This is a genomic window from Rufibacter psychrotolerans (genome assembly GCF_016924645.1).
In the GTDB taxonomy this organism is placed as follows: Bacteria; Bacteroidota; Bacteroidia; order Cytophagales; family Hymenobacteraceae; genus Nibribacter; species Nibribacter psychrotolerans.
In genome coordinates this window covers 277634-303587 of record NZ_JAFFJV010000006.1, presented here as the reverse complement: position 1 = coordinate 303587, position 25954 = coordinate 277634, and the positions used below count along the sequence as shown (strand labels likewise).

The window sequence follows — 25954 nt, the reverse complement described above, 5'->3', positions numbered from 1 at the left end:
AGTATGTAGAAATAGCAGGAATGTAGAACTGATAATAGGCAGACAAACAGTTCCTAGGCATAACATAACTCTGATAGCAGTATTAGAAATCATAAAAGCAGAACGCGCGGCTCAAATGGGCCGCGCGTTCTGCTTTTATGAGGTATGAAAATTACTTCTCTTCTTCGTCTTTTTCCACAATGAGGTACAGTTCCTCGGTGGGTTTCTTCATGAGGTACTTTTCCCGGGCGAATTTCTCTAGTAGTTCTGGGTTACTCATCAGCTCTTTCCGGTCTTTCTGCACCTCGGCAATTTTCTCCAAGTAGTAATCGCGCTCATCTTCCAGTTCGGCCAACTTTCGGCTGGTCTGGAACTGCGTCACGAAGTCGTTGGAGTCAAAGAAGAACATCCAGGCCAGAAAGGCTACGCCCGTCAGGAAGTAGAAATTGCGGAAGAATTTTGGTACGCGTGCTAACATAAGGAAAAAGAAAATGGCGACAAGCTCACGCTTGCCGCCATGAATTTACAAAGATTCTGGGAGCTAATCTTCACCTGACGTCTAACTATTCTCCTGATTCCGTATTTATCCTGATTTCAGGAAAATAAGAGTAAAACAGAAGCACTCTAGTAAGTCTTAACTGAAGTAACCAGAACCTGAGAATTACATTTTTCTGCCTGGGAAGTAAGCGATCTCGCCCAACTCTTCCTCAATGCGGAGCAATTGGTTGTATTTCGCCATCCGGTCAGAGCGGGAAGCTGAACCAGTTTTGATTTGACCAGTGTTCAAGGCCACTGCCAGGTCAGCAATGGTGTTGTCTTCGGTCTCACCAGAACGGTGGCTCATGATGCTCTTATAGCCGTTGATACGGCCCAGGTTAATGGCGTTGATGGTCTCGGTAAGCGTACCAATCTGGTTTACTTTGATCAGGATAGCGTTGGCTACTTGCTGATCAATGCCTTGCTGCAGACGGGTTACGTTGGTCACGAACAAGTCATCACCTACCAGTTGTACTTTCTTCCCGATAGAATCGGTCAGGCCTTTCCAGCCGGTCCAGTCATCTTCGTCCATACCATCTTCAATGGAGATGATTGGGTATTTGTTTGCCCACTCAGTCCAGTAACTTACCATCTCAGAAGAGGTAAGTTTGTCGCCGGTAGATTTCTTGAAGTGGTAGTGGCCGGTCTCGGCATCGTAGAACTCAGAAGCGGCAGCATCCATGGCAATCATGAAGTCCTCACCCGGACGGTAGCCGGCGGCCTCAATGGCTTGCAATACTACCTCAATGGCTTCCTGGTTTGACCCGATGTTAGGAGCGAAACCACCTTCGTCGCCCACGTTGGTAGACATACCTTTTTTCTTCAGTACGTTCTTCAGGTTATGGAATACCTCAGAACCCCAACGAAGCGCTTCAGAGAACGAAGGCGCGCCCACGGGCATTACCATGAACTCCTGGAAGTCAATTGAATTGTCTGCGTGGCTACCCCCGTTCAGGATGTTCATCATAGGGACCGGCAAGGTGTTGGCGTTAACCCCACCCACGTAGCGGTACAGAGATTGACCAGCTTCTTTCGCGGCCGCTTTGGCAGCAGCCAAAGACACACCTAAGATAGCATTGGCACCCAACTTCGCTTTGTTAGGGGTACCGTCAATCTCAATCATGATTTTATCCAGCAGGCTCTGCTCAAATACAGAAAAACCAACCAGCTCATCGGCAATGGTGGTGTTCACGTTCTGCACTGCCTGCAGCACCCCTTTGCCCATGTATTTGCTCTTGTCATCATCGCGCAATTCTACGGCTTCGTGTTTACCGGTAGAAGCTCCGGATGGAACCGCGGCACGGCCAACAATGCCATTGGAGGTGATCACGTCTACCTCAACGGTGGGGTTTCCGCGGGAGTCAAAAATCTGGCGGGCTTTGATGTCTTCAATTAAGCTCATATTGTTCTAGTTTGATTGTGAATTCTTTTCTTTCTCCAGCATCTCCACGAACAGGTCAAACAGGTACTCTGAGTCGTGTGGTCCCGGAGAAGACTCTGGGTGGTATTGTACAGAGAAGGCGGGCTTGTTCTTGATCCGGATACCCTCTACGGTGTTATCATTGAGGTTGATGTGCGTGATTTCCACGTTAGGGTTGCTCTTCACCGCGTCCGCGTCTACCGCAAAGCCGTGGTTCTGCGACGTGATCTCGCTACGGCCCGTAATAAGGTTCTTCACAGGGTGGTTTAGTCCCCGGTGGCCGTTGTGCATCTTGTAGGTAGGAATGCCGTTAGCCTGGGCCAGGATCTGGTGCCCCATGCAAATCCCGAACATTGGCTTTTCCACTCTCAGAATCTCCTCTACGCTTCTAACCGCTTCCGTGGTTACGGCAGGATCACCGGGTCCGTTGGAGATGAAATACCCGTCTGGGCCCCACGCTTCCATTTCCTCAAAGGTAGTGCCGTAGGGGAAAACCCGGCATTCACAGCCTCTGATGGTGAGGTTATTCAAGATGTTGCGCTTTACGCCAAGATCCAGAACAGCTACTTTGAATCTGGGGGCCGCTACTGGAAGGTCATACTGCTCAGGGGTGGTCACTTTAGAGGAAAGCTCCAGCCCACTCATAGAAGGAACCTCTGCCAGTTTGGTTTTAAGGACATCCACATCAGTAGTCTCTGAGGAGATAATGGCATTCATCACGCCTTTGTCCCGTACATAGCGCACCAACTCGCGGGTATCAATTTCACAGATACCTACCACACCAGCTCTCTCAAAGTAGTCCTGCAAAGATCCTTCAGCGGTCTTTCTGGAAAAATGGTGCGAAAACTCCTTACACACCAACCCTTTGATCTGAATGTTGCCAGATTCCACTTCTTCTGACTGCACTCCATAGTTGCCTACGTGCGAAACAGTGGTAATCACAATCTGACCATAATAGGAAGGATCAGTAAAGATTTCCTGATAGCCCGTCATGCCCGTATTGAAGCAGACCTCTCCGCCGGTGGTTCCTATTTTCCCGAGGCTTTTACCCCGAAACACGGTGCCGTCTTCCAGCACCAATACTGCATCAGTTGTTGTATGAAGCTTCATTCTAAAATGTTAATGGGACAAAAATAAAAAAGGGATACGAGTAATATCGTATCCCTTTTCATTAATTATTGCATGATGATTATTCAGCAGCTGGAGTTTCAGTTGAAGCAGCTGGTGAAGCATCATCCGCTGCAGGTGCAGCAGCTTCAGTAGAAGTAGCGTCAGCGGCACCTTTCTTACCAGAAGAACGACGTCTTGTTCTGGTTTTGCCAGCTGCAGCAGTTCCTTTGGTGCTCAGCATATCCTCATTGTAATCAACTAATTCAATGATGCACATCTCAGCGTTATCACCAAGACGAGTACCAGTCTTCAGGATACGGGTGTATCCACCTGGACGGCCTGCAATTTTAGCGGCCACACCGTCAAACAGTTCCTTTACAGACTCTTTGTTTTGCAGGTAAGCGAAAACCGTTCTGCGAGAATGCGTAGTGTCTGACTTTGATTTAGTTAACAAAGGCTCTACGTACTTGCGAAGCGCTTTGGCTTTGGCTACCGTAGTAGTCAAACGCTTGTGTAGAATTAAAGAGGAAGCCATGTTAGAAAGCATAGCCGCACGGTGAGCAGCTGTTCTTCCTAAGTGGTTAATTTTTTTACCGTGTCTCATTATTTTGAATTGTGCACGTGCATACCGTCGATCAACCTAAGCGGGATCGGGAATTATGCCGTAGATTTTACTAATCTTCTTCTAACTTGTACTTGGAGATATCCATTCCAAAGCTCAGGCCTTTCTCAGCTACCAGGTTTTCCAACTCAGTAAGTGATTTTTTACCGAAGTTTCGGAACTTCATCATATCAGAAAGATCCAATTGTACTAAGTCACCCAACGTTCTGATGTCAGCTGCTTTCAAGCAGTTGTACGCCCTAACAGAAAGGTCCATATCGTGCAAAGGAGTCTTCAGGACTTTTCTCATGTGCAGCATTTCCTCATCCACAGCTTCTTCCTCTTCAGGCTTCACTGTCTCAAAAGTCATGGTATTGTCAGAGAAAAGCATGAAATGCTGGATCAAAATATTGGCAGCACCTTTTAAAGCATCTTCCGGATGGATAGATCCATCAGTCGTGATTTCAAGCAAGAGACGCTCATAGTCGGTTTTCTGCTCAACCCGCGTGTTCTCAACGCTAAACTTCACATTCTTGATGGGAGTGAAGATGGCGTCAATCGCGATTTGGCCAAACACCTGATCTACGGGCTTGTTCTCTTCAGCTGGCACATACCCGCGGCCTTTCTGGATTGTGAGTTCAATCTCAAAAGAAGCCTCAGGGTCTAAGTGACAAATCACCAGTTCAGGGTTCAAAACCTGAAAAGAGCCAGAAAACTTATTGATATCACCCGCAGTGAAGGTATCCTGCTTGCTGATGCTAACGGTGATTTTATCATCAACCAAGTCACCAATTTTCTTGAAGCGAACCATTTTCAGGTTCAGGATAATTTCAGAGACATCTTCAACCACACCTTCAATGGTAGAGAACTCATGGAGCACACCAGGAATACGGATGCTGGAGATGGCGTATCCCTCCAATGAGGAGAGAAGAATTCTTCTCAGCGCATTCCCAATGGTAACACCATAGCCCTTTTCTAGCGGCTTAAATTCAAACTGCCCATTGAAATCGTCGGATTTCTCCATCACGACTTTCTCTGGCATTTGAAAGGCTAATATTGACATGATTGCTGGTTTAAGGTTGATACTTACTTAGAAGGTATTACTTAGAGTAAAGCTCGACGATCAGCTGCTCCTGAATTTTCTCAGGGATCTGATCACGCTGCGGGTTGGAGATGAACTTGCCGGCCAGTTGACCGCCATCCCACTCTAACCACGTAAACTGACGAGCATTACGTCCAGCAAGGCTGGTAGTAATAGCTTCTAGTGATTTTGACTTCTCACGTACGCTCACAATGTCACCAGGGCGAAGGGTGTAAGAAGGAATGTTCACCACATTACCATTCACCAGGATGTGCTTGTGAAGCACTAATTGACGAGCAGAACGTCTTGTAGGAGCAATACCCAAACGGAACACGGTGTTGTCTAATCTTGCTTCCAAAAGGGCAAGCAGGTTTTCACCAGTGATACCCGTTTTACGGGCAGCTTTGTCAAACAAATTGGCAAACTGACGCTCTAATACACCGTAGATGTATTTCGCTTTTTGCTTCTCCATCAACTGGATGGCATATTCAGATTGCTTTTTTCTACGACCACGGCCGTGCTGGCCAGGACCATAGGCTTTTTTAGCCAAAGCCTTGCTAGGTCCAAAAATTGGTTCGTTATATCTTCTAGAGATTTTACTCTTAGGGCCTGTGTATCTTGCCATTTCTAATACTAAATAAGATCCTTAAACTCTTCTGCGCTTTGGAGGACGGCATCCGTTGTGAGGAAGTGGCGTCACGTCTTTGATAGAGGTGATTTCAATTCCTACGTTTTGCATAGTCCGGATAGCGGACTCACGTCCAGCACCTGGGCCTTTCACAAACACTTCAGCCTTTCTCAAGCCAGCCTCATACGCAACTTTACCGCAGTCAGCAGCAGCCATCTGGGCAGCATAAGGAGTATTTTTCTTAGACCCTTTAAAACCCATTTTACCAGCAGAAGCCCAGGAGATCACCTGGCCATTGATGTTGGTAACAGAGATAATTATATTGTTGAAAGAAGCTTTGATGTGTACCTGACCAACAGGCTCCACCACAACCACGCGCTTCTTGGCTTTATCTTTTCTTTTCTGAGCCATTGTCGTTTAATTATTTAGATGCCTTCTTCTTGTTTGCAACAGTCTTACGCTTACCTTTTCTGGTTCTTGAGTTGTTTTTGGTTCTCTGACCTCTAACTGGTAAACCTTTTCTGTGACGTAGACCACGGTATGAACCAATGTCCATCAAACGCTTGATGTGCAGTTGCACCTCAGAACGAAGAACACCTTCAACTTTGTGCTCAGCGGCAATGATGTTACGGATTTCACCGGCCTCATCCTCGCTCCAATCTTTCACTTTCTTGTCAAGATCCACCCCAGCCTTCACCAAAATAGACTGTGACAACTTACGGCCAATGCCGTAGATGTACGTCAAAGCGATTTCGCCTCTTTTGTTATCTGGAATATCAACTCCTGCTATTCTAGCCATGTTTTAATAATTAACCTTGTCTTTGTTTATAACGTGGATTCTTCTTGTTGATCACGTAAAGCTTCCCTTTACGTCTGATCACTTTGCAGTCTTCACTGCGCTTCTTAACTGACGCTTTTACTTTCATCTGTTTATTTGTATCTGTAAACTATTCTGCCTTTACTAAGGTCGTAAGGAGACATTTCCAATTTTACCCTATCGCCAGGAAGAATTTTGATGTAGTGCATCCGCATTTTCCCGGAGATGTGAGCAATTACCTGATGGCCGTTTTCTAATTCTACCCGAAACATTGCATTGGATAGTGCCTCAATGATGGTACCGTCTTGTTCGATTGAAGACTGTTTAGCCATGTATTAGTTTAGTGCTTTATCTATGTAATCAAAAGTAGTTAAAATCTCCGCTTGTCCTTTCCTGACAACAACCGTATGTTCAAAGTGAGCGGAAGGCTTCTTGTCCCGAGTTCTGATAGTCCAGCCATCGTTTTCCTGAACCACATGTCTGGAACCAAGGTTCACCATGGGTTCAATGGCAATCACTAAACCTTCCTGAAGCTTCATTCCCTGACCACGTTTACCGTAGTTAGGAACTTCGGGGCCCTCGTGCAGACTGCGGCCTAAGCCATGTCCTACCAACTCCCGAACAACACCATAACCGAATTGCTCAACGTGAGTTTGAACGGCATGCCCAATATCACCAACCCTGGAACCGGCAACAGCCCACTCAATACCTTTGTACAACGACTCTTTGGTACGGAGTAATAAATCTTTGACTTCCTGAGATACTTCCCCTACCGCATGGGTATAGGCACTATCACTATGAAAGCCCTTAAAAAAAACTCCACAATCTATAGACACAACATCTCCAGATTGCAGAGAATAATTACTTGGGATTCCGTGAACAACAGCGGAGTTTAAGCTGATACAAAGGCTATGTTTGAAACCATTGTATCCTTTGAAAGAAGGAACGCCACCGTGGTCATGAATAAACTCATCCGCAATGGTATCCAACTTCAAGGTAGTAACACCCTCAGCAATGTGCTTGGTTAATTCACCGTGCACCTGGCTGAGGATGTTAGCACTTTGTTTGATAAGCTCGATTTCTTCTTCGGTCTTATATATAACCATTCCTTAGGAAGCAACCGCTATGTTTTTTGACCGGCCACGAAGTTTACCAGACTTCATCATACCGTCATAATGACGCATTAACAAATAGCTTTCAATTTGGTTCAGTGTATCTAACACAACCCCCACCAAGATGATGAGCGAAGTTCCACCAAAGAAAGCGGCAAACTCTCTCGTGATCCCAAACAACATAGCAATAGAAGGTAATATTGCAATGATGGCCAGGAAAAGAGCCCCGGGTAAAGTGATTCTGGTCAAGACCTCATCAATGTACTCAGAGGTAGCTAAACCTGGTTTTACACCTGGAATAAAACCACCGCTTCTCTTCAAGTCATCAGAGATCTGATTAGGATTCACACTGATGGCTGTATAGAAGAAAGTAAAGATGATAATCAGAACCGCAAAAGAAAGATTGTACTGCCAAGAGGTATAATCAGAGAAAACGTTGCCAATCTCATTTGCCAGATCGCTTTCGTTTCTCCAGAATGAAGCAATCATACCTGGAAGGAACATCAAAGATTGAGCAAAGATGATAGGCATTACACCCGCAGCATTCACCTTAAGAGGAATGAACTGTCTTTGCCCGGCTTGTAAGGAAGCACTGCCCCCCACTTGTTTGGCATATTGAACAGGTATTCTTCTGATGGCTTGGGTAAGCATAACCACGCTCATCACCACAAAGAACAGAACAATCAGTTCAAGGATGAAAACAAGAGCACGACCTAACCCTAAGGCTAAAGCCTCTCCTACTAAAGCACCAGGTAGACGGGAAACGATACCAATCATGATCAACATGGAAATACCGTTACCTATACCTTTGTCGGTAATCTTTTCACCTAACCACATACAGAACATAGTTCCTGCGGTAAGGATAATCATAGAAGAAATTGTGAAAAGAGGGCCAGCAACCGAAGGATCAATGGCATCAGCATTGATGGTAGCCAGGAAACCAACGGACTGAGCCAACGTAATCACAATGGTCAGCACCCGGGTATACTGGTTGATCTTCTTTCGGCCAGACTCTCCCTCTTTCTGCAATTTCTGGAAGTAAGGAACTGCAATGGTTAGAAGCTGTAAAACGATGGAAGCAGAAATATAAGGCATGATACCCAATGCAAAGATGGAAGCATTACTAAATGCTCCACCTAGAAAGGCATCTAGAAGCCCTAAGATTCCTTGTGAGTTGCCCTTCAATTGATTGGGATCAATCCCTGGCAACACCACATAGGAGCCTAATCTGAAAATTGCGATGAATCCTAAAGTATTTAGGATTCTAACTCGCAAATCTTCAATCGCAAAAATATTCTTAATCGTAGTAATCAGCTTCTTCATCTGTTACAGAGTCACAACCTTGCCGCCTGCTTTTTCAATTGCTGCTACTGCAGTTTGCGAGAAGGCATGTGCATGCACCTCAATAGCAGTAGTTAATTCACCTCTTCCTAGAACTTTGATGTTATCATTCTTTGAAGCAAGGCCGTTTTCACGAAGTACAGCAAAGTCAATAACAGAAGAACCAGATTTAGAAGCTAAGTTCTGTAGAACATCAAGGTTTACAGCGGTGAACTCAACACGGTTGATGTTTTTGAAACCGAATTTAGGAACACGGCGTACCAAAGGCATCTGACCGCCTTCGAAACCTGCTTTAGAAGAATATCCTGAGCGAGATTTAGCTCCTTTATGTCCACGGGTAGAAGTACCGCCTCTACCAGAACCGGTACCACGACCAATTCTCTTCCGGTTCTTAGTAGAACCTTCAGCAGGTTTTAAATTACTTAAGTTCATTCTAGATCTCTTTAATAGATACTAAATGTTGTACACTGTTAACCATGCCTGCAATTTGAGGGGTCAACTCTTTGGTTACAGTCTTATTGATCTTACCTAGACCAAGCGCCTTAATGGTTTGCTTTTGTCTTTCAGGACGATCAATGATGCTTTTGATTTGGGTGATTTCTACTCTTGCCATAATTACCCGTTGAATACACGTTGTAAACTGATTCCACGTTGCTGAGCAACTACCAATGGATCGCGCATTTTAGAAAGAGCATCAAAAGTAGCTTTCACTACGTTGTGGGGGTTAGAAGAACCTTTAGACTTAGCTAAAACGTCCTTAATACCGGCACTTTCAAATACAGCACGCATCGCACCACCCGCAATTACACCGGTACCGGCGGCAGCTGGCTTAATCAACACAAATCCACCAGAGAATTTACCTTCCATTGGATGTGGCACCGTATGCTTGAACAGAGGTACACGTACTAGGTTCTTTTTTGCATCGTCAATACCTTTGGCGATTGCATCAGTAACCTCGTTTGCTTTCCCTAAGCCATAGCCTACAACCCCATTGCCGTCACCTACTACTACAATGGCAGAGAAACTGAATCTTCTACCACCCTTTACAACTTTAGCAACACGATTGATCGCAACAACGCGTTCTTTCAATTCAATCTCGCTTGCCTTGATGCTTCTGATATTTAATTTAGACATGTTCTTAGAATTTAAGACCCGCTTCACGAGCCCCTTCTGCTAATGATTTAACACGACCGTGGTACAAATAACCACCTCTGTCGAACACAACTTCAGTAATCCCTTTTTCTAAGGCCTTAGCTGCGATATCACGTCCAACTGAAGTTGAAACTTCACTCTTGGAAGAGGAAGCTTCACCTTCAAGAACAGCAGACGAAGAACTTGCTAATGTAATACCTTGCACATCATCAATCAGCTGAGCATAAATATATTTATTGCTTCTGAATACGGACAGACGTGGACGCTGAGCAGTACCAGACACCTTGTTACGGATGCTGCGACGAATTCTCAGTCTTCTTTTTGCTTTATCGAATGCCATTTTCTTTCTTATTTAGAAGCAGTTTTACCAGCTTTTCTTCTAACAACCTCACCCACGAAACGAACACCTTTGCCTTTGTAAGGCTCAACTTTGCGTAACGAACGGATTTTGGCAGCCACCTGACCAATCAACTGCTTATCAATACCTTCTAAGGTAATAACTGGGGCTTTACCTTTTTCAGTAACTGCAGTAACAGAAATCTCAGCTGGTAAAGCGACAAAAATATTGTGAGAGTAACCTAACGCCAACTCCAGGTTTTGTCCCTGAGTAGTTGCTTTGAAACCTACACCAATTAGTTCTAAAGATACTTTGTAGCCTGTGCTCACCCCAACCACCATGTTGTTGATAAGGGCACGGTACAAGCCGTGAAGTGCTTTGTGTCTTTTTTGCTCTGTAGGACGAGTTACAGTAAGAACCCCATCCTCAATAGCAACAGTTATGTCCGTATCAACTTGTGAAGAAAGAGTTCCTTTAGGCCCTTTCACTGTAACCAGGTTATCCTGGTTAACCAACACCTCTACACCTTGTGGGAGTGTGATTGGCAGTTTTCCTATCCGCGACATTTCCTCTTGATTAATACACGTAACACAACACTTCACCACCTACGTTAAGGCCTCTGGCCTCTTTGTCGGTGATTACACCTTTAGAAGTTGAAAGGATGGCAACGCCATAACCATTCAACACGCGTGGCATCTCCTCAAGATGCACATACTTACGGAGTCCCGGCTTACTGACTCTTTCAAGTTTCACGATAGCAGACTGCTTGGTAGCGGGATCATACTTCAGGGCGATCTTAATGGTGCCCTGAACTGAACTATCATCGAACTTGTAACTCTGAATATAACCTTTTTCGTAAAGAACTCGGGTTAATTCCTTTTTTATTTTGCTAGCCGGAATTTCAACTACACGGTGATTTGCCTTGATGGCATTCCGTAGTCTAGTTAAATAATCTGCTATCGGATCTGAATGCATTAGACTATAATTTTAGATTCCGCTCTTTTTAAGGAGCCGCAAAGATACTAATTTTTTCCTAACTATATTATTGATAGGACTAATAATTACCAACTAGCCTTCGTTACCCCAGGAATCTTGCCTGCAGATGCCATCTCTCTAAATGTAACGCGAGAGATACCAAACTTTCTCATATAGCCTCTTGGTCTGCCGGTCAATTTGCATCTGTTGTGCAACCGTACAGGAGAAGCGTCTTTAGGCAATTTATCTAGAGCTTCATAATCGCCAGCAGCTTTTAACTGAGCTCTCTTAGCGGCATACTTAGCAACTAATTTTTGTCTCTTGAGCTCTCTTGCTTTTGCTGATTCTTTAGCCATCTTGTTATTTCTTTAAGGTTGCGAAAGGTAAACCGAAGCCTTTCAGTAACTCCAGGCTTTCTTCATCTGTGTTGGCTGTAGTCACGAAGGTGATGTCCATCCCAGCGATTGATTTGATTTTATCAATGCTGATCTCTGGGAAAATGATTTGTTCTTTCACCCCTAGCGTGTAGTTACCACGGCCATCAAATCCTTTGTCACTGATTCCTTTGAAGTCACGCACACGTGGCAAAGCAACGGTTACCAAACGGTCCAAGAACTCATACATTCTCTCGCCACGTAAAGTAACACGGGCACCAATTGGCATACCTTCTCTCAACTTGAAGTTAGAGATAGAGTTTTTGGCTTTGGTTTGCACCGCTTTCTGGCCAGCGATAATGGTAAGTTCATCAACTCCAATATCCACCAGCTTTTTATCGGCCACGGCATTACCAATACCTCTGTTGATGCTGATCTTGGTGATCTTAGGCACCTGCATTATGCTCTTGTATTGAAATTTCTCTTTCAATGCAGGCACAATCTCTTTTGTATACTTATCTTTTAGTCTAGCTGCCATGTTAGATTAAGTTTCCAGTTTTTTTGGAATAACGTTGAAGCTTATCGTCATTGTTAAGCTTCTTACCTGTTCTAGTGGCAACATTTGTAGCAGGCTCTACCAACATCACATTGCTGGCGTGGATAGGAGCTTCTTGTTTTACAATACCACCGTTAGGGTTTTTAGCGCTTGGCTTTTGGTGTTTAGAAACCAGGTTAAGTCCTTCAACCACTACTTTCTGCTTTTCTACTAAAACAGCAGTAATAGTTCCGGTTTTACCTTTATCATCACCTGCGATCACTTTCACAGTGTCGCCTTTCTTCACATGAAGTTTATGCTTTGACATCTTGTTTTCTTTTTCTCGTGTTTACAATACTTCAGGAGCCAAAGAAACAATTTTCATAAACTGTCTTTCACGTAACTCACGGGCAACTGGCCCAAAGATGCGAGTACCACGTGGCTCATCATTGTTATTCAATAACACGGCAGCGTTATCATCAAAGCGGATATAAGATCCGTCTTTGCGGCGTACTTCTTTTTTGGTGCGAACAACAACTGCTTTGGTAACAGTTCCCTTCTTCACGTTTCCAGAAGAAAGAGCAGATTTTACGGTAACAACAATTTTATCACCAACAGAGGCATATTTCTTTCCAGTACCACCTAGTACCCGGATGCAAAGAACCTCTTTCGCTCCGCTGTTATCAGCAACAGTAAGTCTTGATTCTTGTTGTATCATCTTATTTAGCTCTTTCTACGATTTCAATTAAGCGCCAGCATTTGTTTTTGCTCAATGGTCTTGTTTCCATGATGCGGACAGTATCACCGATACCGCACTCGTTGTTCTCATCATGGGCCATGAACTTCTTGGACTTGGAAACAAACTTCCCGTAAATAGGGTGTTTTACTTTGCTTTCCACGATAACAGTGATGGACTTGTCCATCTTGTTACTCACCACGCGTCCAGTTTTTTCTTTTCTTAGATTTCTCGTCTCCATGGATCTCTATTTTAGCCATTGAGCTCTAAAGAACGCAGTTGCGTCTCTAGTCTGGCGATGGTTTTTCTTGTACTCTTGATTCTAGAAGGATTCTCAAGCGGAGAGATAGCATGCGCGAACTTCAGGTTCACCAGGTTGTTTCTCTCTGTGTTGAGTTGCTCTTTCACTTCATTAAGTGAAAGAGCTTTGATTTCTGATTGCTTCATACTATTTCTCAACGTAATCTCTACGTACTACAAATTTAGTTCTAACTGGTAGCTTTTGAGCAGCCAGTCGTAAAGACTCTTGAGCTACTTCTAGCGACACTCCGTCAGATTCAAACATGATGGTACCTGGTTTCACTACGGCTACCCAGTACTCAGGAGAACCTTTACCCTTACCCATCCGTACCTCTGCAGGCTTTTTGGTGATAGGCTTGTCTGGGAAAATACGAATCCATACCTGGCCTTCCCGTTTCATGGCACGTGTCATGGCGATACGTGCTGCTTCAATCTGACGGGACGTGATCCAAGATGCTTCCAGTGATTTGATGGCGAAAGAACCAAAGGAAATAGTGCTTCCTCTGTGCGCCAGACCGTGTACACGGCCTTTCTGCATCTTTCTATATTTAGTCCGTTTTGGCTGTAACATTTTTTGATTTACCTAAAGGTTGAACAACTACTTGCGTTTGCCTCCGCGCTTTTGGTTTCCGTCGGCAGGACGCTTGTTGCGGTTGTTGTCACGACGATCGCCGCGGTCATTTCCACGCTCGTTTCTTTCGCCACGAGGAGAAGAAGAAGATCCGCCGCTCTGCTGACCCGCGTTAGGAGTTAAGTCACGCTTACCGAAAACTTCTCCTTTGAAGATCCATACTTTAATCCCCAGCTTGCCATATACCGTCTGAGCTTCTGATAATGCATAATCAATATCAGCTCTCAAGGTGTGCAGTGGGGTACGACCTTCTTTGTAGTGTTCTGTACGAGCCATTTCAGCTCCACCTAAACGGCCAGATACCTGGATCTTGATACCTTCTGCACCTACTCTCAGGGCAGAAGCAATTGCTTGCTTCATCGCTCTTCTAAAAGAGATACGGGCCTGCAACTGTTGTGCAACTGATTCACCCACCAGTTTCGCATCCAGTTCTGGGCGCTTAATTTCAAAGATGTTGATCTGAACATCTTTGCTGGTGATTTTCTTCAGCTCTTCTTTGATTTTATCAACTTCCTGACCACCTTTTCCAATTACCACACCTGGGCGGGCAGTATTGATGGTGATGGTGATTCTCTTAAGAGTTCTTTCGATGATGATTTTAGAAATACCTCCTTTTGGAATACGAGCAAGGATATATTTCCGGATCTTTTCGTCTTCGATCAGTTTATCAGCGAAATCCTTTCCTCCGAACCAATTAGAGTCCCAGCCTTTTACAATACCAAGTCTAAGGCCTACTGGATTAACTTTTTGTCCCATTCTTAAAACTATTTGGCTTCGTTAGAAGTAGATGTTTCAACTGATTCAACGTCTGCTTTAGAATCAATCACCAACGTAACGTGGTTGGATCTTTTTCTGATTCTATGACCACGGCCTTGCGGAGCAGGGCGCAATCTCTTCAGCATTTTACCTTCATCTACTCTAATCTCTTTGATATACAGATTAGCGTCTTCAATGCGGGCATCTCCGTTAGCTGCTTGCCAGTTAGATAAAGCAGATAAAAGAAGTTTCTCCAGTTTAGGAGCGCCGGCATTTGCTTCAAATTTCAATAAACCTAATGCACGGGTAACACTTTTACCACGGATCAAGTTCGCCACCAGTCTCATCTTACGCGGTGAGCTTGGTACATTGTTTAATTTAGCTACCGCTTCCATTATCTTTTACCTTTATCTTTCTTAGCAATGTGGCCTCTGAAGTTTCTGGTAGGGGCAAATTCACCCAACTTGTGACCTACCATGTTCTCTGTTACATACACCGGAATGAACTTATTTCCGTTATGAACTGCAAATGTATGCCCAACGAAATCTGGAGAGATCATAGAACGGCGTGACCAAGTCTTGATCACCGCTTTCTTTCCAGACTCATCCATTGTCTGCACTTTTCTATCGAGCCTGTAGTCAATATAAGGCCCTTTTTTTAATGATCTTGCCATTACTTATTTTTTCCTTCTATTAACTATCAGGTTCTCAGAATACTTATTCTTGTTTCTGGTTTTCTGCCCTTTGGCATACAGACCTTTACGTGATCTTGGGTGACCTCCTGAAGATCTACCTTCACCACCACCCATTGGGTGATCTACTGGGTTCATGGCAACACCTCTTACTCTTGGTCTGATACCCATCCATCTGCTACGTCCGGCTTTTCCAAGCTTCACGTTCATGTGGTCGGCGTTAGAAACAGTACCTACGGTAGCCATACAGTTTACCAGTACCATTCTCATTTCGCCGGAAGGCAATTTAAGCGTAGCGTATCTTCCTTCACGAGCCACCAGCTGGGCATAAGATCCGGCGCTTCTTGCCAGAACTGCACCTTGGCCTGGAGCCAGTTCAATGTTGTGAACGATGGTACCCAACGGAATGTCTGAAAGAGGTAACGCGTTACCCACTTCAGGCGCCACGCCTGGTCCTGATACTACGGTTGCATCCACAGCCAAGCCTGCTGGTGCAATGATGTAAGCTTTCTCGCCGTCGGCATAGTACAGAAGCGCGATACGCGCAGTTCTGTTTGGATCGTACTCAATTGCTTTTACTGTTGCAGGAACTCCGAACTTGGTTCTCTTGAAGTCAATGATACGGAATCTCTTTTTGTGACCGCCACCAATGTAGCGCATGGTCATTCTACCTGCGTTGTTGCGTCCACCAGTGTTTTTCTTGGATGCCAACAAAGATTTCTCTGGCTCAGACTTCGTGATTTCAGTGAAGCCTGGCGCTACTCTAAATCTTTGACCTGGTGTTGTTGGTCTTAGTTTTTTTAATGCCATTCTTTTAGGTGCTTATATACCGCTATAGAAATCGATTACTTCTCCTGCTTTCAAAGTAACAATCGCCTTCTTAGAGGATGCTGTACGTCCGGAAACAACGCCAGACTTGGTGTTGCGGGACTTAACTTTTCCTTGGGTTCTCATGGTAGAGATTTTCTCTACCGTTACCCCGTAACGTGACTGGATCGCTTTTTTGATCTCAATCTTATTTGCTTTTCTATCAACTTCAAAAGCGTATTTACCAACCTCGTTCAAAGCGGTAAGCTTCTCAGTCAATAATGGTCTTTTCAGGATACTCATTATTTCTTCGCGTAAATTTCTTCAAAAACAGCAAGAGACTCTTCTAAACAAACTACCTTATCTGCGTTCAACAGATCGTACGTTGTCAACGCCGCTGGGGTAGCAACTTTCACCTTTGGCAGGTTTCTGCTTGACAGCACTACGTTCTTGTTTGCTTCTTTAGTAACGATCAGAGTTTTTCTCGTTCCAACATTCAAGCTTTGCAGGATAGCAGCGAAGCTCTTTGTTTTTGGAGTATCAATGGTGATGTTATCCACCAGCACCAGACGCTCATCTTTGGCAAGAGTTGAAAGGGCAGACAGTCTGGCCACTGCTTTCAATTTCTTATTCAGTTTGAAGCTATAGTTTCTTGGTCTTGGACCGAATACACGACCACCACCCACGAATACAGGCGCTTTCAAAGAACCTGCTCTGGCGCCACCGGTACCCTTCTGACGTTTGATCTTTTTGGTAGATCCGGCAACCTCATTGCGTTCTTTTGATTTGTGCGTTCCCTGACGTTGATTAGCTAAGTATTGCTTTACATCAAGGTACATTGCGTGCTCATTTGGCTCAACACCGAACACAGATTCCGGAAGGGCTACTTTCCTTCCAGTATCTTCTCCTTTACTATTGAAAACTGATAGCTCCATCTTATTTCTCAACTACGATAAATGAATTTTTAGCGCCTGGGATAGAACCGCTTACTACTAATACGTTTTGCTCAGGCAGGATGCGCAGCACGCGCAGGTTTTGAACTTTCACACGGGCACCACCCATTCTACCCGCCATGCGCATTCCTTTGAACACGCGTGAAGGCCAAGAGCAGGCACCAATAGAACCGGGGTGACGTGCTCTGTTGTGCTGACCGTGGGTCTGACCACCAACACCACCAAAGTTGTAACGCTTTACTACCCCTTGGAAACCTTTACCTTTTGAAGTGCCAACCACGTCAACGAATTCGCCTTCTTCAAACAGGCCTACATTCACTTCATCACCCAGTGAGAAAGATGCAGCATCTTCCAGCTTGAACTCTACTAATTTTTTCTTAGCAGTGGTGTTCGCTTTAGCAAAGTGACCCGCAAGCGCTTTGCTTACTCTTTTCACTTTCTTCTCTCCGTACCCAAGCTGGACAGCTGAATAGCCATCTGTTTCTTGCGTCTTAACCTGAGTTACTACGCATGGTCCTGCTTGAATCAAAGTACAGGCCACGCTCTTCCCTTCAGGAGTGAAGAGGCTTGTCATTCCGATCTTTTTACCGATAATTCCAGGCATTCTACTTTTTTATTTAAACAATTAATACTATAACCCACTAGGGTTCATTTCGGGAGTGCAAAGTTCTATATTTAATTTTTAATTTACAAGCCCTGCTAAATTATTTGTTTTCAGCTACTAAGGATTTGTTCTTTGCTACCTCCCCTTCCGTGAACCTGTGGCTACTACAATCTTCTCTCCCTTATGATTCCTTTGCTCCACTGTTTCTTGGCCGTTTTCTGAAGTATTTACCTAAAACAGAAAGCGCCATTTCTGTCCTTTGAATTGCAGTAGGTTTTGAGCGTTGCGTTTTAGAGCAACTTTCCTGAAAACAGCGCTGAAACGGGTTAGAGTGGAGACATAAAAAAAGGAGAGGTTTCCCTCTCCTTCTTTATGCTGGCAAGTTTATCAAACTTTGATTTCAACGTCAACGCCGCTAGGTAACTCTAGCTTCATCAAAGCGTCCACTGTTTTAGAGGAAGTAGAATAGATATCTACCAGTCTCTTATAGGTACAAAGCTGGAATTGCTCTCTTGCTTTCTTGTTCACGTGTGGTGAACGAAGTACAGTGAAGATATCTTTCTCAGTTGGCAAAGGAATGGGCCCACTCACGATCGCACCAGTTGCCTTTACCGCTTTCACGATTTTCTCTGATGATTTATCAACCAGATTGTGATCGTAAGATTTCAGTTTGATTCTGATCTTTTGATTCATTCTATTTCAACTATTTCGCTGTTCCTTTGATTTTTGCGATGATACCATCCGCCAAGTTTTGTGGTACTTGCTCGTAGTGCGAGAAAGTAAGAGAGGCAGTTGCTCTACCTGAGGTAATGGTACGTAAGTCTGTTACGTAACCAAACAGTTCAGAAAGTGGAACGTCAGCCTTCACAACCGTGGAAGTACCTTTTGTGTCCATTCCTTTCATGATCCCTCTTCTTCTGTTCAAGTCACCTGTTACCGGACCGGTGTACTCGTCTGGAGTTACCACGTCTACCGCCATGATTGGCTCAAGAAGTTTAGGAGCACACTGCTTACCTGCTTCTTTGAAACCTTGACGGGCAGCTAACTCAAATGACAGGGAGTCAGAGTCAACGTCGTGGAAGGAACCGTGGAACAGACGCACTTTCATGGAGTCTACCGGGAAGCCTGCCAGGATACCGTTCTTCATGGCTTCTTCAAAACCTTTCTGAACCGCCGGGATGAATTCTCTTGGAATCACACCACCCACAATCGCGTTCTCGAACTCTAGGCCTTGCTTGCCATCTTCGCGTGGTCCCATGGTGAACACGATGTCGGCGAACTTACCACGACCACCAGACTGCTTCTTGTACACTTCTCTGTGTTCAACAGTTTTGGTGATGGTTTCTTTGTAAGCCACCTGTGGAGCACCTTGGTTCAGCTCAACCTTGAACTCACGTTTCATCCGGTCGATGATGATCTCCAGGTGAAGCTCACCCATACCTCTCAAGATGGTCTGACCAGTTTCCTCGTCAGTGTTTACTTGCAGGGTTGGATCTTCTTCCACCAGTTTCGCGATCGCCATACCCATCTTATCTGAGTCAGCCTGAGTTTTAGGCTCAATGGCGTATCCGATTACTGGCTCTGGGAACTCCATTGATTCCAGCACGATTTTCGCGTTTTGGTCGCAAAGGGTGTCACCAGTTTTGATGTCTTTGAAACCTACTACCGCCGCAATGTCACCAGCTTCCAGTCTCTCGATCTGGTTCTGCTTGTTGGCATGCATCTGGAAGATACGGGAGATACGCTCTTTGTTGTTGGAACGTGTGTTGAACACATATGAACCAGACTCCAGAATACCTGAGTACGCACGTACGAAGCAAAGGCGACCTACATACGGGTCAGTTGCAATTTTGAAAGCCAGACCAGCGAACGGATCGTTAGCAGATGGCTTTCTGGCAACTTCTTCACCAGTGTCTGGGTTGGTACCTAAGATGCTTTCTTTGTCAACTGGAGACGGAAGCAATGCCATCACATAGTCAAGCATTGTCTGAACTCCTTTGTTCTTGAAGGAAGATCCGCACAGCATTGGCACGATCGCCATGTCAATGGTAGCGGCTCTCAGGGCAGCCAGGATTTCATCTTCAGTGATTGAGTTTGGATCTTCGAAGTATTTCTCCATCAAAGACTCATCGTACTCAGCTACTGCTTCCAGAAGTTTCTCTCTGTACTCCTCAGCTTCCTCCATCATATCATCCGGAATCGGAACTTCAGTAAAGGTCATCCCTTTGTCTGACTCATTCCAGATAATACCTCTGAAGTTCACCAGGTCAACTACTCCCTTGAAGTTATCTTCGGAACCAATTGGCAGCTGCAACGCTACGGCATTGCTGCCCAGCATTTCTTTTACCTGCTTACAAACGGCCAGGAAGTCAGCACCGGAACGGTCCATTTTATTCACGAAACCGATACGGGCTACTTTGTAGTTGTCTGCAAGTCTCCAGTTCGTCTCAGACTGAGGCTCAACCCCGTCTACCGCACTAAACAAGAACACCAGTCCATCTAATACACGCAGGGAGCGGTTCACCTCTACGGTGAAGTCTACGTGACCTGGGGTATCAATAATGTTGATGTGGTATGGCTGGTTTCTATAGTTCCAGTTTACAGTCACTGCAGCAGAGGTGATGGTGATACCACGCTCCTGCTCCTGCTCCATCCAGTCAGTGGTTGCACCCCCTTCGTGAACTTCGCCTAGTTTATGCGACTTACCTGTATAATAAAGAATACGCTCAGTAGTAGTGGTCTTACCAGCATCAATGTGTGCTGCAATACCAATATTTCTGGTATATTTTAAGTCTCTAGCCATTATTAAAATCTAAAGTGTGAGAATGCCTTGTTGGCTTCCGCCATTCTGTGAGTATCATCTTTCTTCTTCACAGCTGCGCCTTCTCCTTTGGCGGCGGCAATGATCTCGCCGGCCAATTTGTCCATCATTGTTTTCTCACCTCTCTTACGAGCGTAGGTGATCATCCATTTAATTCCAAGAGAAATCTTTCTATCCGGACGCACTTCAGTTGGCACCTGGAAAGTAGCCCCCCCTACGCGACGGCTTTTTACCTCTACACCTGGCATGATGTTGTTCAATGCTTTTTTCCAGGTCTCAAGACCGTTCTCTTTAGTTCTTTTCTCAACTAAATCGCATGCATCGTAAAAAATCTTGTATGCCAGACTCTTTTTACCGTCTACCATCAGGTAGTTTACGAAACGGGTAACCAGAGTTTCTTTGTATTTTGGATCAGGAAGAAGAATTCTCTTCTTTGGTTTCGCTTTTCTCATTGTCTTAACTCAATTATTTTTTCTTACCGCCTTTACCTGCAGCTGCTGCTGGTTGACCTGGCTTCGGACGCTTGGCACCGTATTTAGAACGGGACTGTAGACGGCCATTTACACCAGCCGTATCCAAAGCACCACGGATAATGTGGTATCTTACACCTGGCAAGTCTTTCACACGGCCACCTCTGATCAGCACGATAGAGTGCTCTTGCAGGTTGTGGCCTTCCCCAGGGATATAGGCATTGACTTCTTTACCGTTTGTCAAACGCACACGGGCCACTTTTCTCATTGCTGAGTTTGGCTTCTTAGGTGTGGTTGTGTAAACGCGGGTGCACACGCCACGTCTCTGCGGGCATGAGTCAAGAGCTGGAGATTTAGACTTTGATGTTAGCGCTTCTCTTCCCTTTCTTACTAATTGTTGTATAGTAGGCATTTACTAACTTTTTAAACTGATTTCTCTCTTCAAAAAATGGTTTGCAAAGGTATAAAATAACCATTGCAAATTCAAAGTTTTAATTCATTAATTATTAGAGGATTATGCTTCCCCGATTGTTCCGCCAAAATTCATGGGGAAACTTGGAGCTTCTGGTGTCTGCTTGATCACCCCAAAACTTTGCTCATACTTTAGGATGTTTTCCTCCAAAGCAGCCAAGAAACGCTTGGCATGCTCTGGAGTAATCACCACTCTTGATTTCACTTTGGCTTTGGGAATGCCCGGCATCAGGCGGATAAAATCAATCACGAACTCACTGTGGGAATGGGCAATCATGGCCAGGTTTGCGTACTCGCCCTCTGCTATTTCCTCCGTCAACTCAATGTTGATCTGTCCTTGTTGCTCTGGTGCCGCCATCTTATTTCTCTTGCAGTTCGCCTTGTCTTGTTTTTACTCCGGCTTGCTTGCTGGCAGTAAGAGCTTCGTACTCTTCCTTGGAGCCAACAATCAGTTTGGAGTACTCACGCAGACCGGTACCGGCCGGGATCAGGTGACCCACAATCACGTTCTCTTTCAAGCCCAGCAATTCATCAGCCTTTCCCTTGATGGCCGCCTCGCTCAGCACCTTGGTAGTTTCCTGGAAGGAAGCCGCCGAGATAAAGCTTTGCGTACCCAAAGAGGCTTGGGTGATCCCTTGCAGGGTTGGTCTGGATACCGCTGGCTGTGCATCACGCACGGTCACCAGGCGTAGGTCACGACGCTTCAAGCTAGAGTTCTCATCGCGCAGACGACGAGCCGTCACAATCATTCCTGGTTTCATGGTAGTTGAGTCACCTGCATCTTCCACTACTTTCATGTCAATGATCATGTCGTTCTCTTCCATGAACGTCACCTTATCCACAGTCTGGTTTTCCAGGAAGCTGGTATCACCCGGATCAATCACGTTCACTTTCTGCATCATCTGACGAACCACTACTTCAATGTGCTTGTCATTGATCTTCACACCCTGCAGACGGTATACTTCCTGAATCTCGTTCACAAGGTATTCCTGCACGGCACCCGGACCTTGGATGTTCAGGATGTCATTTGGTGTGATAGCACCGTCTGACAACGGAACACCGGCCCGCACGAAGTCATTGTCCTGCACCAGGATGTGCTTGGAAAGAGGTACCATGTACTTCTTCTTGATGCCATCCTTCGACTCGATGTAGATCTCACGGTTACCTCGTTTCACGCCACCATAGGTTACCACACCGTCAATCTCGCTCACCACAGCTGGGTTAGACGGGTTTCGTGCCTCAAAAAGCTCCGTAACGCGTGGCAGACCACCGGTGATGTCGCGGGTTTTACCAATCGCACGCGGGATCTTGGCAATGATCTGACCAGCCTTGATGCGCTGGTTGTCTTCTACTGTCAAGTGAGCGCCCACTGGAATGTTGTATCCTTTCGGCTCGCCATTGGCAGGGTTCACCACAATAGCAGGGTTCTTGGTCTTGTCCTTGGTCTCGATGATCACTTTTTCACGGTGACCAGTCTGCTCATCAGACTCCTCGCGGAAGGTAATGCCATCAATGATGGAGTCGTACGCGATGGTACCATCAAACTCAGACAAGATAACCGCGTTGTATGGATCCCAGTTACACAACTCATCGCCTTTGGCAACGGTTTGTCCTTCATCAATCAGCAGGAAGGAGCCGTAAGGCACGTGGTTGCTGATCAAGAGTTTTCCGGTGTTTGGCTCCACAATCTTCACCTCACCTGAACGACCCATTACTACTTTCACGGGTTCGCCTTCGGCGTTAGTGGTTTCAATGGTTCTCACATCTTCAAACTCGATCACGCCTGGGAACTTAGCCCGGATAGAGGCATCTACCGCAATGTTAGACGCCGTACCACCCACGTGGAAAGTACGAAGAGTCAGCTGTGTACCTGGCTCACCAATGGACTGCGCCGCGATAACTCCAACCGCCTCACCTTTCTGCACCATGCGGCCAGTAGACAAGTTACGGCCGTAGCACTTGGCACAGATTCCGCGCTTAGTTTCACAAGTTAATACCGAGCGGATCTCCACACTCTCAATGGCAGTGTTCTCAATGATTCTGGCTACCTCTTCGGTGATCTCACTTCCAGACTCCAGAATCAACTCGCCCGTGATCGGATCAATGATGTCATGCACGTTCACACGACCCAGGATACGCTCAGACAGAGACTCCACGATGTCCTCGTTGTCTTTCAAGGCGCTTACCTCAAGACCACGCAATGTACCACAGTCTTCTTCGTTCACGATCACGTCCTGAGAAACGTCTACCAGACGACGGGTCAGGTAACCCGCATCCGCCGTTTTCAAGGCCGTATCGGCAAGACCTTTACGGGCCCCGTGGGTAGAGATGAAGTACTCAATTACATCCAGACCTTCTTTGAAGTTGGAAAGAATTGGGTTCTCAATGATTTCCCCTACCGAACCTTGCAAGGACTTCTGCGGCTTGGCCATCAGACCCCGCATACCACCTAACTGACGGATCTGCTCACGGGAACCACGGGCTCCGGAGTGCATCATCATGAAGATGGAGTTAAAGCCTTGGTCGTCTTTCTCAAGACGGTTCATCAGGGTCTCTGTGATCTGGTTGTTGATACGCGTCCAGATATCAATTACCTGGTTGTAACGCTCGTTATCGGTGATCAGACCCATAGAGTAGTTCGCCCATACAGCGTCTACATCTTTCTTGGCCTGCTCTACCAGAATATCTTTCTCTTTCGGGATCACAATGTCACCCAAGCCCATAGACAGACCGCCTTTGTAAGCAGACTGGAAGCCCAGGGTCTTGATATCATCCAGGAACTGCGCAGTTCTCGCCATGCCGGTTACTTTGAACACGCGGGAGATAATCTGCTGCAATTTCTTTTTAGACAGAAGTTCGTCTACGTAGCCTACTTCTTCTGGAACGAACTGGTTGAACAGTACGCGACCGGCAACGGTTTCAATCAGCTTGGTTTCCAGCTCGCCTTTTTCGTTCAGCACCTTCACACGCACCTTGATAAAGGCGTGCTTAGACAAGCGGCCTTCGTTGATGGCGATGATTACTTCTTCGGCAGAGTAGAAAGACATGCCTTCACCGGCGATTTTCTCGGTCTCAGTAGAGCGCTTGCCTTTGGTTACATAATACAGACCCAACACCATGTCCTGAGAAGGTACCGCGATTGGGGCACCGTTGGCAGGGTTCAGGATGTTGTGTGAAGCCAACATGAGCATAGAGGCTTCCAGGATTGCGGCCGGTCCCAGGGGAACGTGTACCGCCATCTGGTCACCGTCAAAGTCGGCGTTGAATGCAGTGGTTACCAATGGGTGCAGCTGGATCGCTTTTCCTTCGATCAGTTTAGGCTGGAACGCCTGGATACCTAATCTATGGAGCGTAGGGGCACGGTTCAACAGAACCGGGTGTCCTTTCAGCACGTTTTCCAGAATATCCCATACAACCGGGTCTTTTCTATCCACGATTTTCTTCGCAGATTTTACCGTCTTCACAATACCGCGCTCAATAAGCTTACGGATGATGAACGGCTTGAAAAGCTCAGCCGCCATGTTCTTCGGCAGACCGCACTCGTGCAATTTCAATTCTGGTCCTACCACAATTACGGAACGACCAGAATAGTCTACACGCTTACCAAGCAAGTTCTGACGGAAACGTCCTTGCTTACCTTTCAGCATGTCAGAAAGTGACTTCAGCGCACGGTTACCTTCTGCACGAACAGCGTTCACTTTACGTGAGTTGTCAAACAGGGAGTCAACGGCTTCTTGAAGCATACGCTTCTCGTTCCGCAGGATTACCTCTGGCGCCTTGATCTCGATCAGACGCTTCAGACGGTTATTACGGATGATAACGCGACGGTATAAGTCGTTCAAGTCAGACGTAGCGAAACGGCCACCATCCAACGGAACCAACGGACGCAATTCTGGTGGAATCACCGGCACCATGCGGATGATCATCCACTCTGGCTTGTTCTCAATACGGGTAGCCGCATCACGGAACGCTTCCACCACACGCAGACGCTTCAACGCTTCTGCTTTCCGCTGCTGAGAAGTCTCATGGGCAGCAGAGTAACGCAGGTCATAAGAAAGATCGTCCAGGTTGATGCGCTCCAGCAGCATTTGCAGCGCTTCAGCACCCATTTTCGCGATGAACTTGTTTGGATCATGGTTGTCCAACATTTGGTTCTCGCGTGGTAGCTTGTCAATCATGTCCAGGTACTCGTCCTCGGTCAGGAAGTCCAGCATGTTTACGCCGTCTTCTCCCAAGATACCTGGCTGAATTACTACGTACCGCTCATAGTAGATGATCTGGTCAAGCTTCTTGGTTGGTAAGCCTAACAGATATCCGATTTTGTTTGGCAATGATTTGAAATACCAGATATGCGCTACCGGTACCACCAATTCAATGTGGCCCATGCGCTCACGGCGCACTTTTTTCTCAGTTACTTCAACCCCGCAACGGTCACAGATAATCCCTTTGTAACGGATTCTCTTGTATTTACCGCAGTGGCATTCCCAGTCCTTCACTGGCCCGAAGATCCGCTCGCAGAACAAACCGCCCATCTCTGGCTTGTAGGTTCTGTAGTTGATCGTTTCAGGTTTTGTTACCTCTCCGTTTGATCTCTCCAGGATTGATTCTGGAGAAGCCAAACTGATGGTAACTTTAGAGAAGTCTTGGATTAATTTTTTATTTCTTGCTAACGCCATTTTATGTGTTGCTAGATATGTAAAACTCCTTTTTACTAT

At 45.8% G+C, this 25954-nt stretch carries 38 protein-coding genes; all 38 read right to left on the bottom strand.

From position 1 onward, the window contains the following. Positions 1-151: 151 nt before the first annotated feature. Entirely contained in the window at positions 152-457 is a 306-nt protein-coding gene (locus JT718_RS08140; protein ID WP_205501721.1) for an FtsB family cell division protein, read from the bottom strand. A gap of 183 nt (positions 458-640) precedes the next feature. After that, a complete protein-coding gene (gene eno, locus JT718_RS08135; RefSeq protein ID WP_205501720.1) occupies positions 641-1918 on the bottom strand; it encodes a phosphopyruvate hydratase in 1278 nt (425 codons plus the stop codon). A gap of 6 nt (positions 1919-1924) precedes the next feature. Then, positions 1925-3046 (bottom strand): glutamine-hydrolyzing carbamoyl-phosphate synthase small subunit, encoded by a 1122-nt coding sequence (gene carA / locus JT718_RS08130; protein WP_205501719.1) that lies wholly within the window; start codon positions 3044-3046, stop codon positions 1925-1927. Between the two features lie 79 nt (positions 3047-3125). Beyond that, positions 3126-3650, bottom strand: a complete 525-nt coding sequence (gene rplQ, locus JT718_RS08125; RefSeq protein WP_205501718.1) for a 50S ribosomal protein L17 — start codon at positions 3648-3650, stop codon at positions 3126-3128. Between the two features lie 70 nt (positions 3651-3720). After that, positions 3721-4710: a DNA-directed RNA polymerase subunit alpha gene (locus JT718_RS08120; protein ID WP_205501717.1), complete on the bottom strand. Its 990-nt coding sequence runs from the start codon at positions 4708-4710 to the stop codon at positions 3721-3723. 37 nt (positions 4711-4747) lie between these two features. Further along, positions 4748-5353 carry a 30S ribosomal protein S4 gene (gene rpsD / locus JT718_RS08115; protein ID WP_205501716.1) on the bottom strand — a complete coding sequence of 202 codons (606 nt, stop codon included), beginning with the start codon at positions 5351-5353 and terminating at the stop codon, positions 4748-4750. Positions 5354-5374: 21 nt separating this feature from the next. Next, a complete protein-coding gene (gene rpsK / locus JT718_RS08110; protein WP_066832394.1) occupies positions 5375-5767 on the bottom strand; it encodes a 30S ribosomal protein S11 in 393 nt (130 codons plus the stop codon). Positions 5768-5777: 10 nt separating this feature from the next. Then, complete coding sequence (gene rpsM, locus JT718_RS08105) at positions 5778-6155, bottom strand: 30S ribosomal protein S13 (RefSeq protein WP_205501715.1); 378 nt, start codon at positions 6153-6155, stop codon at positions 5778-5780. 10 nt (positions 6156-6165) lie between these two features. Next, positions 6166-6282: a type B 50S ribosomal protein L36 gene (gene ykgO / locus JT718_RS08100; RefSeq protein ID WP_071885446.1), complete on the bottom strand. Its 117-nt coding sequence runs from the start codon at positions 6280-6282 to the stop codon at positions 6166-6168. Positions 6283-6286: 4 nt separating this feature from the next. After that, entirely contained in the window at positions 6287-6505 is a 219-nt protein-coding gene (gene infA / locus JT718_RS08095; protein WP_048919321.1) for a translation initiation factor IF-1, read from the bottom strand. A gap of 3 nt (positions 6506-6508) precedes the next feature. Continuing rightward, complete coding sequence (map, locus tag JT718_RS08090) at positions 6509-7279, bottom strand: type I methionyl aminopeptidase (protein ID WP_205501714.1); 771 nt, start codon at positions 7277-7279, stop codon at positions 6509-6511. 3 nt (positions 7280-7282) lie between these two features. After that, positions 7283-8608 (bottom strand): preprotein translocase subunit SecY, encoded by a 1326-nt coding sequence (gene secY / locus JT718_RS08085; RefSeq protein ID WP_205501713.1) that lies wholly within the window; start codon positions 8606-8608, stop codon positions 7283-7285. Positions 8609-8611: 3 nt separating this feature from the next. Then, positions 8612-9058 (bottom strand): 50S ribosomal protein L15, encoded by a 447-nt coding sequence (rplO, locus tag JT718_RS08080; protein ID WP_205501712.1) that lies wholly within the window; start codon positions 9056-9058, stop codon positions 8612-8614. 1 nt (position 9059) lies between these two features. Beyond that, positions 9060-9239, bottom strand: a complete 180-nt coding sequence (gene rpmD / locus JT718_RS08075; RefSeq protein WP_240336993.1) for a 50S ribosomal protein L30 — start codon at positions 9237-9239, stop codon at positions 9060-9062. A 2-nt stretch (positions 9240-9241) separates the two neighbouring features. Then, complete coding sequence (gene rpsE / locus JT718_RS08070; RefSeq protein WP_123131266.1) at positions 9242-9760, bottom strand: 30S ribosomal protein S5; 519 nt, start codon at positions 9758-9760, stop codon at positions 9242-9244. A gap of 4 nt (positions 9761-9764) precedes the next feature. Further along, on the bottom strand, positions 9765-10118 hold the full coding sequence (gene rplR, locus JT718_RS08065) for a 50S ribosomal protein L18 (protein WP_205501711.1): 354 nt from the start codon (positions 10116-10118) through the stop codon (positions 9765-9767). An 8-nt stretch (positions 10119-10126) separates the two neighbouring features. Next, the gene (gene rplF / locus JT718_RS08060) at positions 10127-10681 is read right to left on the bottom strand and encodes a 50S ribosomal protein L6 (RefSeq protein ID WP_205501710.1); all 555 of its coding nucleotides are present in this window, start codon (positions 10679-10681) and stop codon (positions 10127-10129) included. 10 nt (positions 10682-10691) lie between these two features. Beyond that, on the bottom strand, positions 10692-11090 hold the full coding sequence (gene rpsH, locus JT718_RS08055) for a 30S ribosomal protein S8 (RefSeq protein ID WP_205501709.1): 399 nt from the start codon (positions 11088-11090) through the stop codon (positions 10692-10694). An 86-nt stretch (positions 11091-11176) separates the two neighbouring features. Next, the gene (gene rpsN / locus JT718_RS08050) at positions 11177-11446 is read right to left on the bottom strand and encodes a 30S ribosomal protein S14 (protein ID WP_048919312.1); all 270 of its coding nucleotides are present in this window, start codon (positions 11444-11446) and stop codon (positions 11177-11179) included. A gap of 4 nt (positions 11447-11450) precedes the next feature. Further along, on the bottom strand, positions 11451-12002 hold the full coding sequence (gene rplE, locus JT718_RS08045; protein WP_205501708.1) for a 50S ribosomal protein L5: 552 nt from the start codon (positions 12000-12002) through the stop codon (positions 11451-11453). A 1-nt stretch (position 12003) separates the two neighbouring features. Then, on the bottom strand, positions 12004-12327 hold the full coding sequence (gene rplX / locus JT718_RS08040) for a 50S ribosomal protein L24 (protein WP_205501707.1): 324 nt from the start codon (positions 12325-12327) through the stop codon (positions 12004-12006). A gap of 21 nt (positions 12328-12348) precedes the next feature. Further along, positions 12349-12717 carry a 50S ribosomal protein L14 gene (gene rplN, locus JT718_RS08035; RefSeq protein WP_205501706.1) on the bottom strand — a complete coding sequence of 123 codons (369 nt, stop codon included), beginning with the start codon at positions 12715-12717 and terminating at the stop codon, positions 12349-12351. Position 12718: 1 nt separating this feature from the next. Further along, complete coding sequence (gene rpsQ, locus JT718_RS08030; RefSeq protein WP_062543987.1) at positions 12719-12976, bottom strand: 30S ribosomal protein S17; 258 nt, start codon at positions 12974-12976, stop codon at positions 12719-12721. Between the two features lie 11 nt (positions 12977-12987). Further along, the gene (gene rpmC, locus JT718_RS08025) at positions 12988-13182 is read right to left on the bottom strand and encodes a 50S ribosomal protein L29 (protein WP_205501705.1); all 195 of its coding nucleotides are present in this window, start codon (positions 13180-13182) and stop codon (positions 12988-12990) included. Position 13183: 1 nt separating this feature from the next. After that, the gene (gene rplP / locus JT718_RS08020; protein WP_066617994.1) at positions 13184-13606 is read right to left on the bottom strand and encodes a 50S ribosomal protein L16; all 423 of its coding nucleotides are present in this window, start codon (positions 13604-13606) and stop codon (positions 13184-13186) included. A 27-nt stretch (positions 13607-13633) separates the two neighbouring features. Next, a complete protein-coding gene (rpsC, locus tag JT718_RS08015; protein WP_205501704.1) occupies positions 13634-14422 on the bottom strand; it encodes a 30S ribosomal protein S3 in 789 nt (262 codons plus the stop codon). An 8-nt stretch (positions 14423-14430) separates the two neighbouring features. Then, positions 14431-14817: a 50S ribosomal protein L22 gene (gene rplV / locus JT718_RS08010; RefSeq protein WP_205501703.1), complete on the bottom strand. Its 387-nt coding sequence runs from the start codon at positions 14815-14817 to the stop codon at positions 14431-14433. Then, positions 14817-15095, bottom strand: a complete 279-nt coding sequence (gene rpsS, locus JT718_RS08005; protein ID WP_048919303.1) for a 30S ribosomal protein S19 — start codon at positions 15093-15095, stop codon at positions 14817-14819. Before rpsS ends, rplV begins: the two co-directional genes overlap by 1 nt. Before the next feature lie 3 nt (positions 15096-15098). After that, complete coding sequence (gene rplB, locus JT718_RS08000) at positions 15099-15923, bottom strand: 50S ribosomal protein L2 (protein WP_205501702.1); 825 nt, start codon at positions 15921-15923, stop codon at positions 15099-15101. Positions 15924-15935: 12 nt separating this feature from the next. Next, the gene (gene rplW, locus JT718_RS07995) at positions 15936-16223 is read right to left on the bottom strand and encodes a 50S ribosomal protein L23 (protein WP_205501701.1); all 288 of its coding nucleotides are present in this window, start codon (positions 16221-16223) and stop codon (positions 15936-15938) included. Continuing rightward, positions 16223-16855 (bottom strand): 50S ribosomal protein L4, encoded by a 633-nt coding sequence (gene rplD, locus JT718_RS07990; protein WP_205501700.1) that lies wholly within the window; start codon positions 16853-16855, stop codon positions 16223-16225. Before rplD ends, rplW begins: the two co-directional genes overlap by 1 nt. Before the next feature lies 1 nt (position 16856). Further along, complete coding sequence (gene rplC, locus JT718_RS07985; protein WP_205501699.1) at positions 16857-17477, bottom strand: 50S ribosomal protein L3; 621 nt, start codon at positions 17475-17477, stop codon at positions 16857-16859. 387 nt (positions 17478-17864) lie between these two features. After that, positions 17865-18170 carry a 30S ribosomal protein S10 gene (rpsJ, locus tag JT718_RS07980; RefSeq protein WP_048919298.1) on the bottom strand — a complete coding sequence of 102 codons (306 nt, stop codon included), beginning with the start codon at positions 18168-18170 and terminating at the stop codon, positions 17865-17867. Positions 18171-18180: 10 nt separating this feature from the next. Beyond that, a complete protein-coding gene (fusA, locus tag JT718_RS07975; RefSeq protein WP_205501698.1) occupies positions 18181-20280 on the bottom strand; it encodes an elongation factor G in 2100 nt (699 codons plus the stop codon). Positions 20281-20282: 2 nt separating this feature from the next. Beyond that, a complete protein-coding gene (gene rpsG, locus JT718_RS07970) occupies positions 20283-20750 on the bottom strand; it encodes a 30S ribosomal protein S7 (RefSeq protein WP_205501697.1) in 468 nt (155 codons plus the stop codon). A gap of 13 nt (positions 20751-20763) precedes the next feature. Next, positions 20764-21180: a 30S ribosomal protein S12 gene (gene rpsL, locus JT718_RS07965; RefSeq protein WP_048919295.1), complete on the bottom strand. Its 417-nt coding sequence runs from the start codon at positions 21178-21180 to the stop codon at positions 20764-20766. A gap of 102 nt (positions 21181-21282) precedes the next feature. Further along, a complete protein-coding gene (locus JT718_RS07960; protein WP_205501696.1) occupies positions 21283-21597 on the bottom strand; it encodes a DUF3467 domain-containing protein in 315 nt (104 codons plus the stop codon). Position 21598: 1 nt separating this feature from the next. Then, positions 21599-25915, bottom strand: coding sequence for a DNA-directed RNA polymerase subunit beta' (gene rpoC, locus JT718_RS07955; RefSeq protein ID WP_205501695.1), 4317 nt, complete (start codon positions 25913-25915; stop codon positions 21599-21601). Between the last annotated feature and the right edge of the window lie 39 nt (positions 25916-25954).

What these genes read in the sequence shown, in the direction of transcription:
- JT718_RS08140 (WP_205501721.1), bottom strand. Translation starts at nt 457, where the DNA reads ATGTTAGCACGCGTACCAAAATTCTTCCGCAATTTCTACTTCCTGACG.
- eno (WP_205501720.1), bottom strand. Translation starts at nt 1,918, where the DNA reads ATGAGCTTAATTGAAGACATCAAAGCCCGCCAGATTTTTGACTCCCGC.
- carA (WP_205501719.1), bottom strand. Translation starts at nt 3,046, where the DNA reads ATGAAGCTTCATACAACAACTGATGCAGTATTGGTGCTGGAAGACGGC.
- rplQ (WP_205501718.1), bottom strand. Translation starts at nt 3,650, where the DNA reads ATGAGACACGGTAAAAAAATTAACCACTTAGGAAGAACAGCTGCTCAC.
- JT718_RS08120 (WP_205501717.1), bottom strand. Translation starts at nt 4,710, where the DNA reads ATGTCAATATTAGCCTTTCAAATGCCAGAGAAAGTCGTGATGGAGAAA.
- rpsD (WP_205501716.1), bottom strand. Translation starts at nt 5,353, where the DNA reads ATGGCAAGATACACAGGCCCTAAGAGTAAAATCTCTAGAAGATATAAC.
- rpsK (WP_066832394.1), bottom strand. Translation starts at nt 5,767, where the DNA reads ATGGCTCAGAAAAGAAAAGATAAAGCCAAGAAGCGCGTGGTTGTGGTG.
- rpsM (WP_205501715.1), bottom strand. Translation starts at nt 6,155, where the DNA reads ATGGCTAGAATAGCAGGAGTTGATATTCCAGATAACAAAAGAGGCGAA.
- ykgO (WP_071885446.1), bottom strand. Translation starts at nt 6,282, where the DNA reads ATGAAAGTAAAAGCGTCAGTTAAGAAGCGCAGTGAAGACTGCAAAGTG.
- infA (WP_048919321.1), bottom strand. Translation starts at nt 6,505, where the DNA reads ATGGCTAAACAGTCTTCAATCGAACAAGACGGTACCATCATTGAGGCA.
- map (WP_205501714.1), bottom strand. Translation starts at nt 7,279, where the DNA reads ATGGTTATATATAAGACCGAAGAAGAAATCGAGCTTATCAAACAAAGT.
- secY (WP_205501713.1), bottom strand. Translation starts at nt 8,608, where the DNA reads ATGAAGAAGCTGATTACTACGATTAAGAATATTTTTGCGATTGAAGAT.
- rplO (WP_205501712.1), bottom strand. Translation starts at nt 9,058, where the DNA reads ATGAACTTAAGTAATTTAAAACCTGCTGAAGGTTCTACTAAGAACCGG.
- rpmD (WP_240336993.1), bottom strand. Translation starts at nt 9,239, where the DNA reads ATGGCAAGAGTAGAAATCACCCAAATCAAAAGCATCATTGATCGTCCT.
- rpsE (WP_123131266.1), bottom strand. Translation starts at nt 9,760, where the DNA reads ATGTCTAAATTAAATATCAGAAGCATCAAGGCAAGCGAGATTGAATTG.
- rplR (WP_205501711.1), bottom strand. Translation starts at nt 10,118, where the DNA reads ATGGCATTCGATAAAGCAAAAAGAAGACTGAGAATTCGTCGCAGCATC.
- rplF (WP_205501710.1), bottom strand. Translation starts at nt 10,681, where the DNA reads ATGTCGCGGATAGGAAAACTGCCAATCACACTCCCACAAGGTGTAGAG.
- rpsH (WP_205501709.1), bottom strand. Translation starts at nt 11,090, where the DNA reads ATGCATTCAGATCCGATAGCAGATTATTTAACTAGACTACGGAATGCC.
- rpsN (WP_048919312.1), bottom strand. Translation starts at nt 11,446, where the DNA reads ATGGCTAAAGAATCAGCAAAAGCAAGAGAGCTCAAGAGACAAAAATTA.
- rplE (WP_205501708.1), bottom strand. Translation starts at nt 12,002, where the DNA reads ATGGCAGCTAGACTAAAAGATAAGTATACAAAAGAGATTGTGCCTGCA.
- rplX (WP_205501707.1), bottom strand. Translation starts at nt 12,327, where the DNA reads ATGTCAAAGCATAAACTTCATGTGAAGAAAGGCGACACTGTGAAAGTG.
- rplN (WP_205501706.1), bottom strand. Translation starts at nt 12,717, where the DNA reads ATGATACAACAAGAATCAAGACTTACTGTTGCTGATAACAGCGGAGCG.
- rpsQ (WP_062543987.1), bottom strand. Translation starts at nt 12,976, where the DNA reads ATGGAGACGAGAAATCTAAGAAAAGAAAAAACTGGACGCGTGGTGAGT.
- rpmC (WP_205501705.1), bottom strand. Translation starts at nt 13,182, where the DNA reads ATGAAGCAATCAGAAATCAAAGCTCTTTCACTTAATGAAGTGAAAGAG.
- rplP (WP_066617994.1), bottom strand. Translation starts at nt 13,606, where the DNA reads ATGTTACAGCCAAAACGGACTAAATATAGAAAGATGCAGAAAGGCCGT.
- rpsC (WP_205501704.1), bottom strand. Translation starts at nt 14,422, where the DNA reads ATGGGACAAAAAGTTAATCCAGTAGGCCTTAGACTTGGTATTGTAAAA.
- rplV (WP_205501703.1), bottom strand. Translation starts at nt 14,817, where the DNA reads ATGGAAGCGGTAGCTAAATTAAACAATGTACCAAGCTCACCGCGTAAG.
- rpsS (WP_048919303.1), bottom strand. Translation starts at nt 15,095, where the DNA reads ATGGCAAGATCATTAAAAAAAGGGCCTTATATTGACTACAGGCTCGAT.
- rplB (WP_205501702.1), bottom strand. Translation starts at nt 15,923, where the DNA reads ATGGCATTAAAAAAACTAAGACCAACAACACCAGGTCAAAGATTTAGA.
- rplW (WP_205501701.1), bottom strand. Translation starts at nt 16,223, where the DNA reads ATGAGTATCCTGAAAAGACCATTATTGACTGAGAAGCTTACCGCTTTG.
- rplD (WP_205501700.1), bottom strand. Translation starts at nt 16,855, where the DNA reads ATGGAGCTATCAGTTTTCAATAGTAAAGGAGAAGATACTGGAAGGAAA.
- rplC (WP_205501699.1), bottom strand. Translation starts at nt 17,477, where the DNA reads ATGCCTGGAATTATCGGTAAAAAGATCGGAATGACAAGCCTCTTCACT.
- rpsJ (WP_048919298.1), bottom strand. Translation starts at nt 18,170, where the DNA reads ATGAATCAAAAGATCAGAATCAAACTGAAATCTTACGATCACAATCTG.
- fusA (WP_205501698.1), bottom strand. Translation starts at nt 20,280, where the DNA reads ATGGCTAGAGACTTAAAATATACCAGAAATATTGGTATTGCAGCACAC.
- rpsG (WP_205501697.1), bottom strand. Translation starts at nt 20,750, where the DNA reads ATGAGAAAAGCGAAACCAAAGAAGAGAATTCTTCTTCCTGATCCAAAA.
- rpsL (WP_048919295.1), bottom strand. Translation starts at nt 21,180, where the DNA reads ATGCCTACTATACAACAATTAGTAAGAAAGGGAAGAGAAGCGCTAACA.
- JT718_RS07960 (WP_205501696.1), bottom strand. Translation starts at nt 21,597, where the DNA reads ATGGCGGCACCAGAGCAACAAGGACAGATCAACATTGAGTTGACGGAG.
- rpoC (WP_205501695.1), bottom strand. Translation starts at nt 25,915, where the DNA reads ATGGCGTTAGCAAGAAATAAAAAATTAATCCAAGACTTCTCTAAAGTT.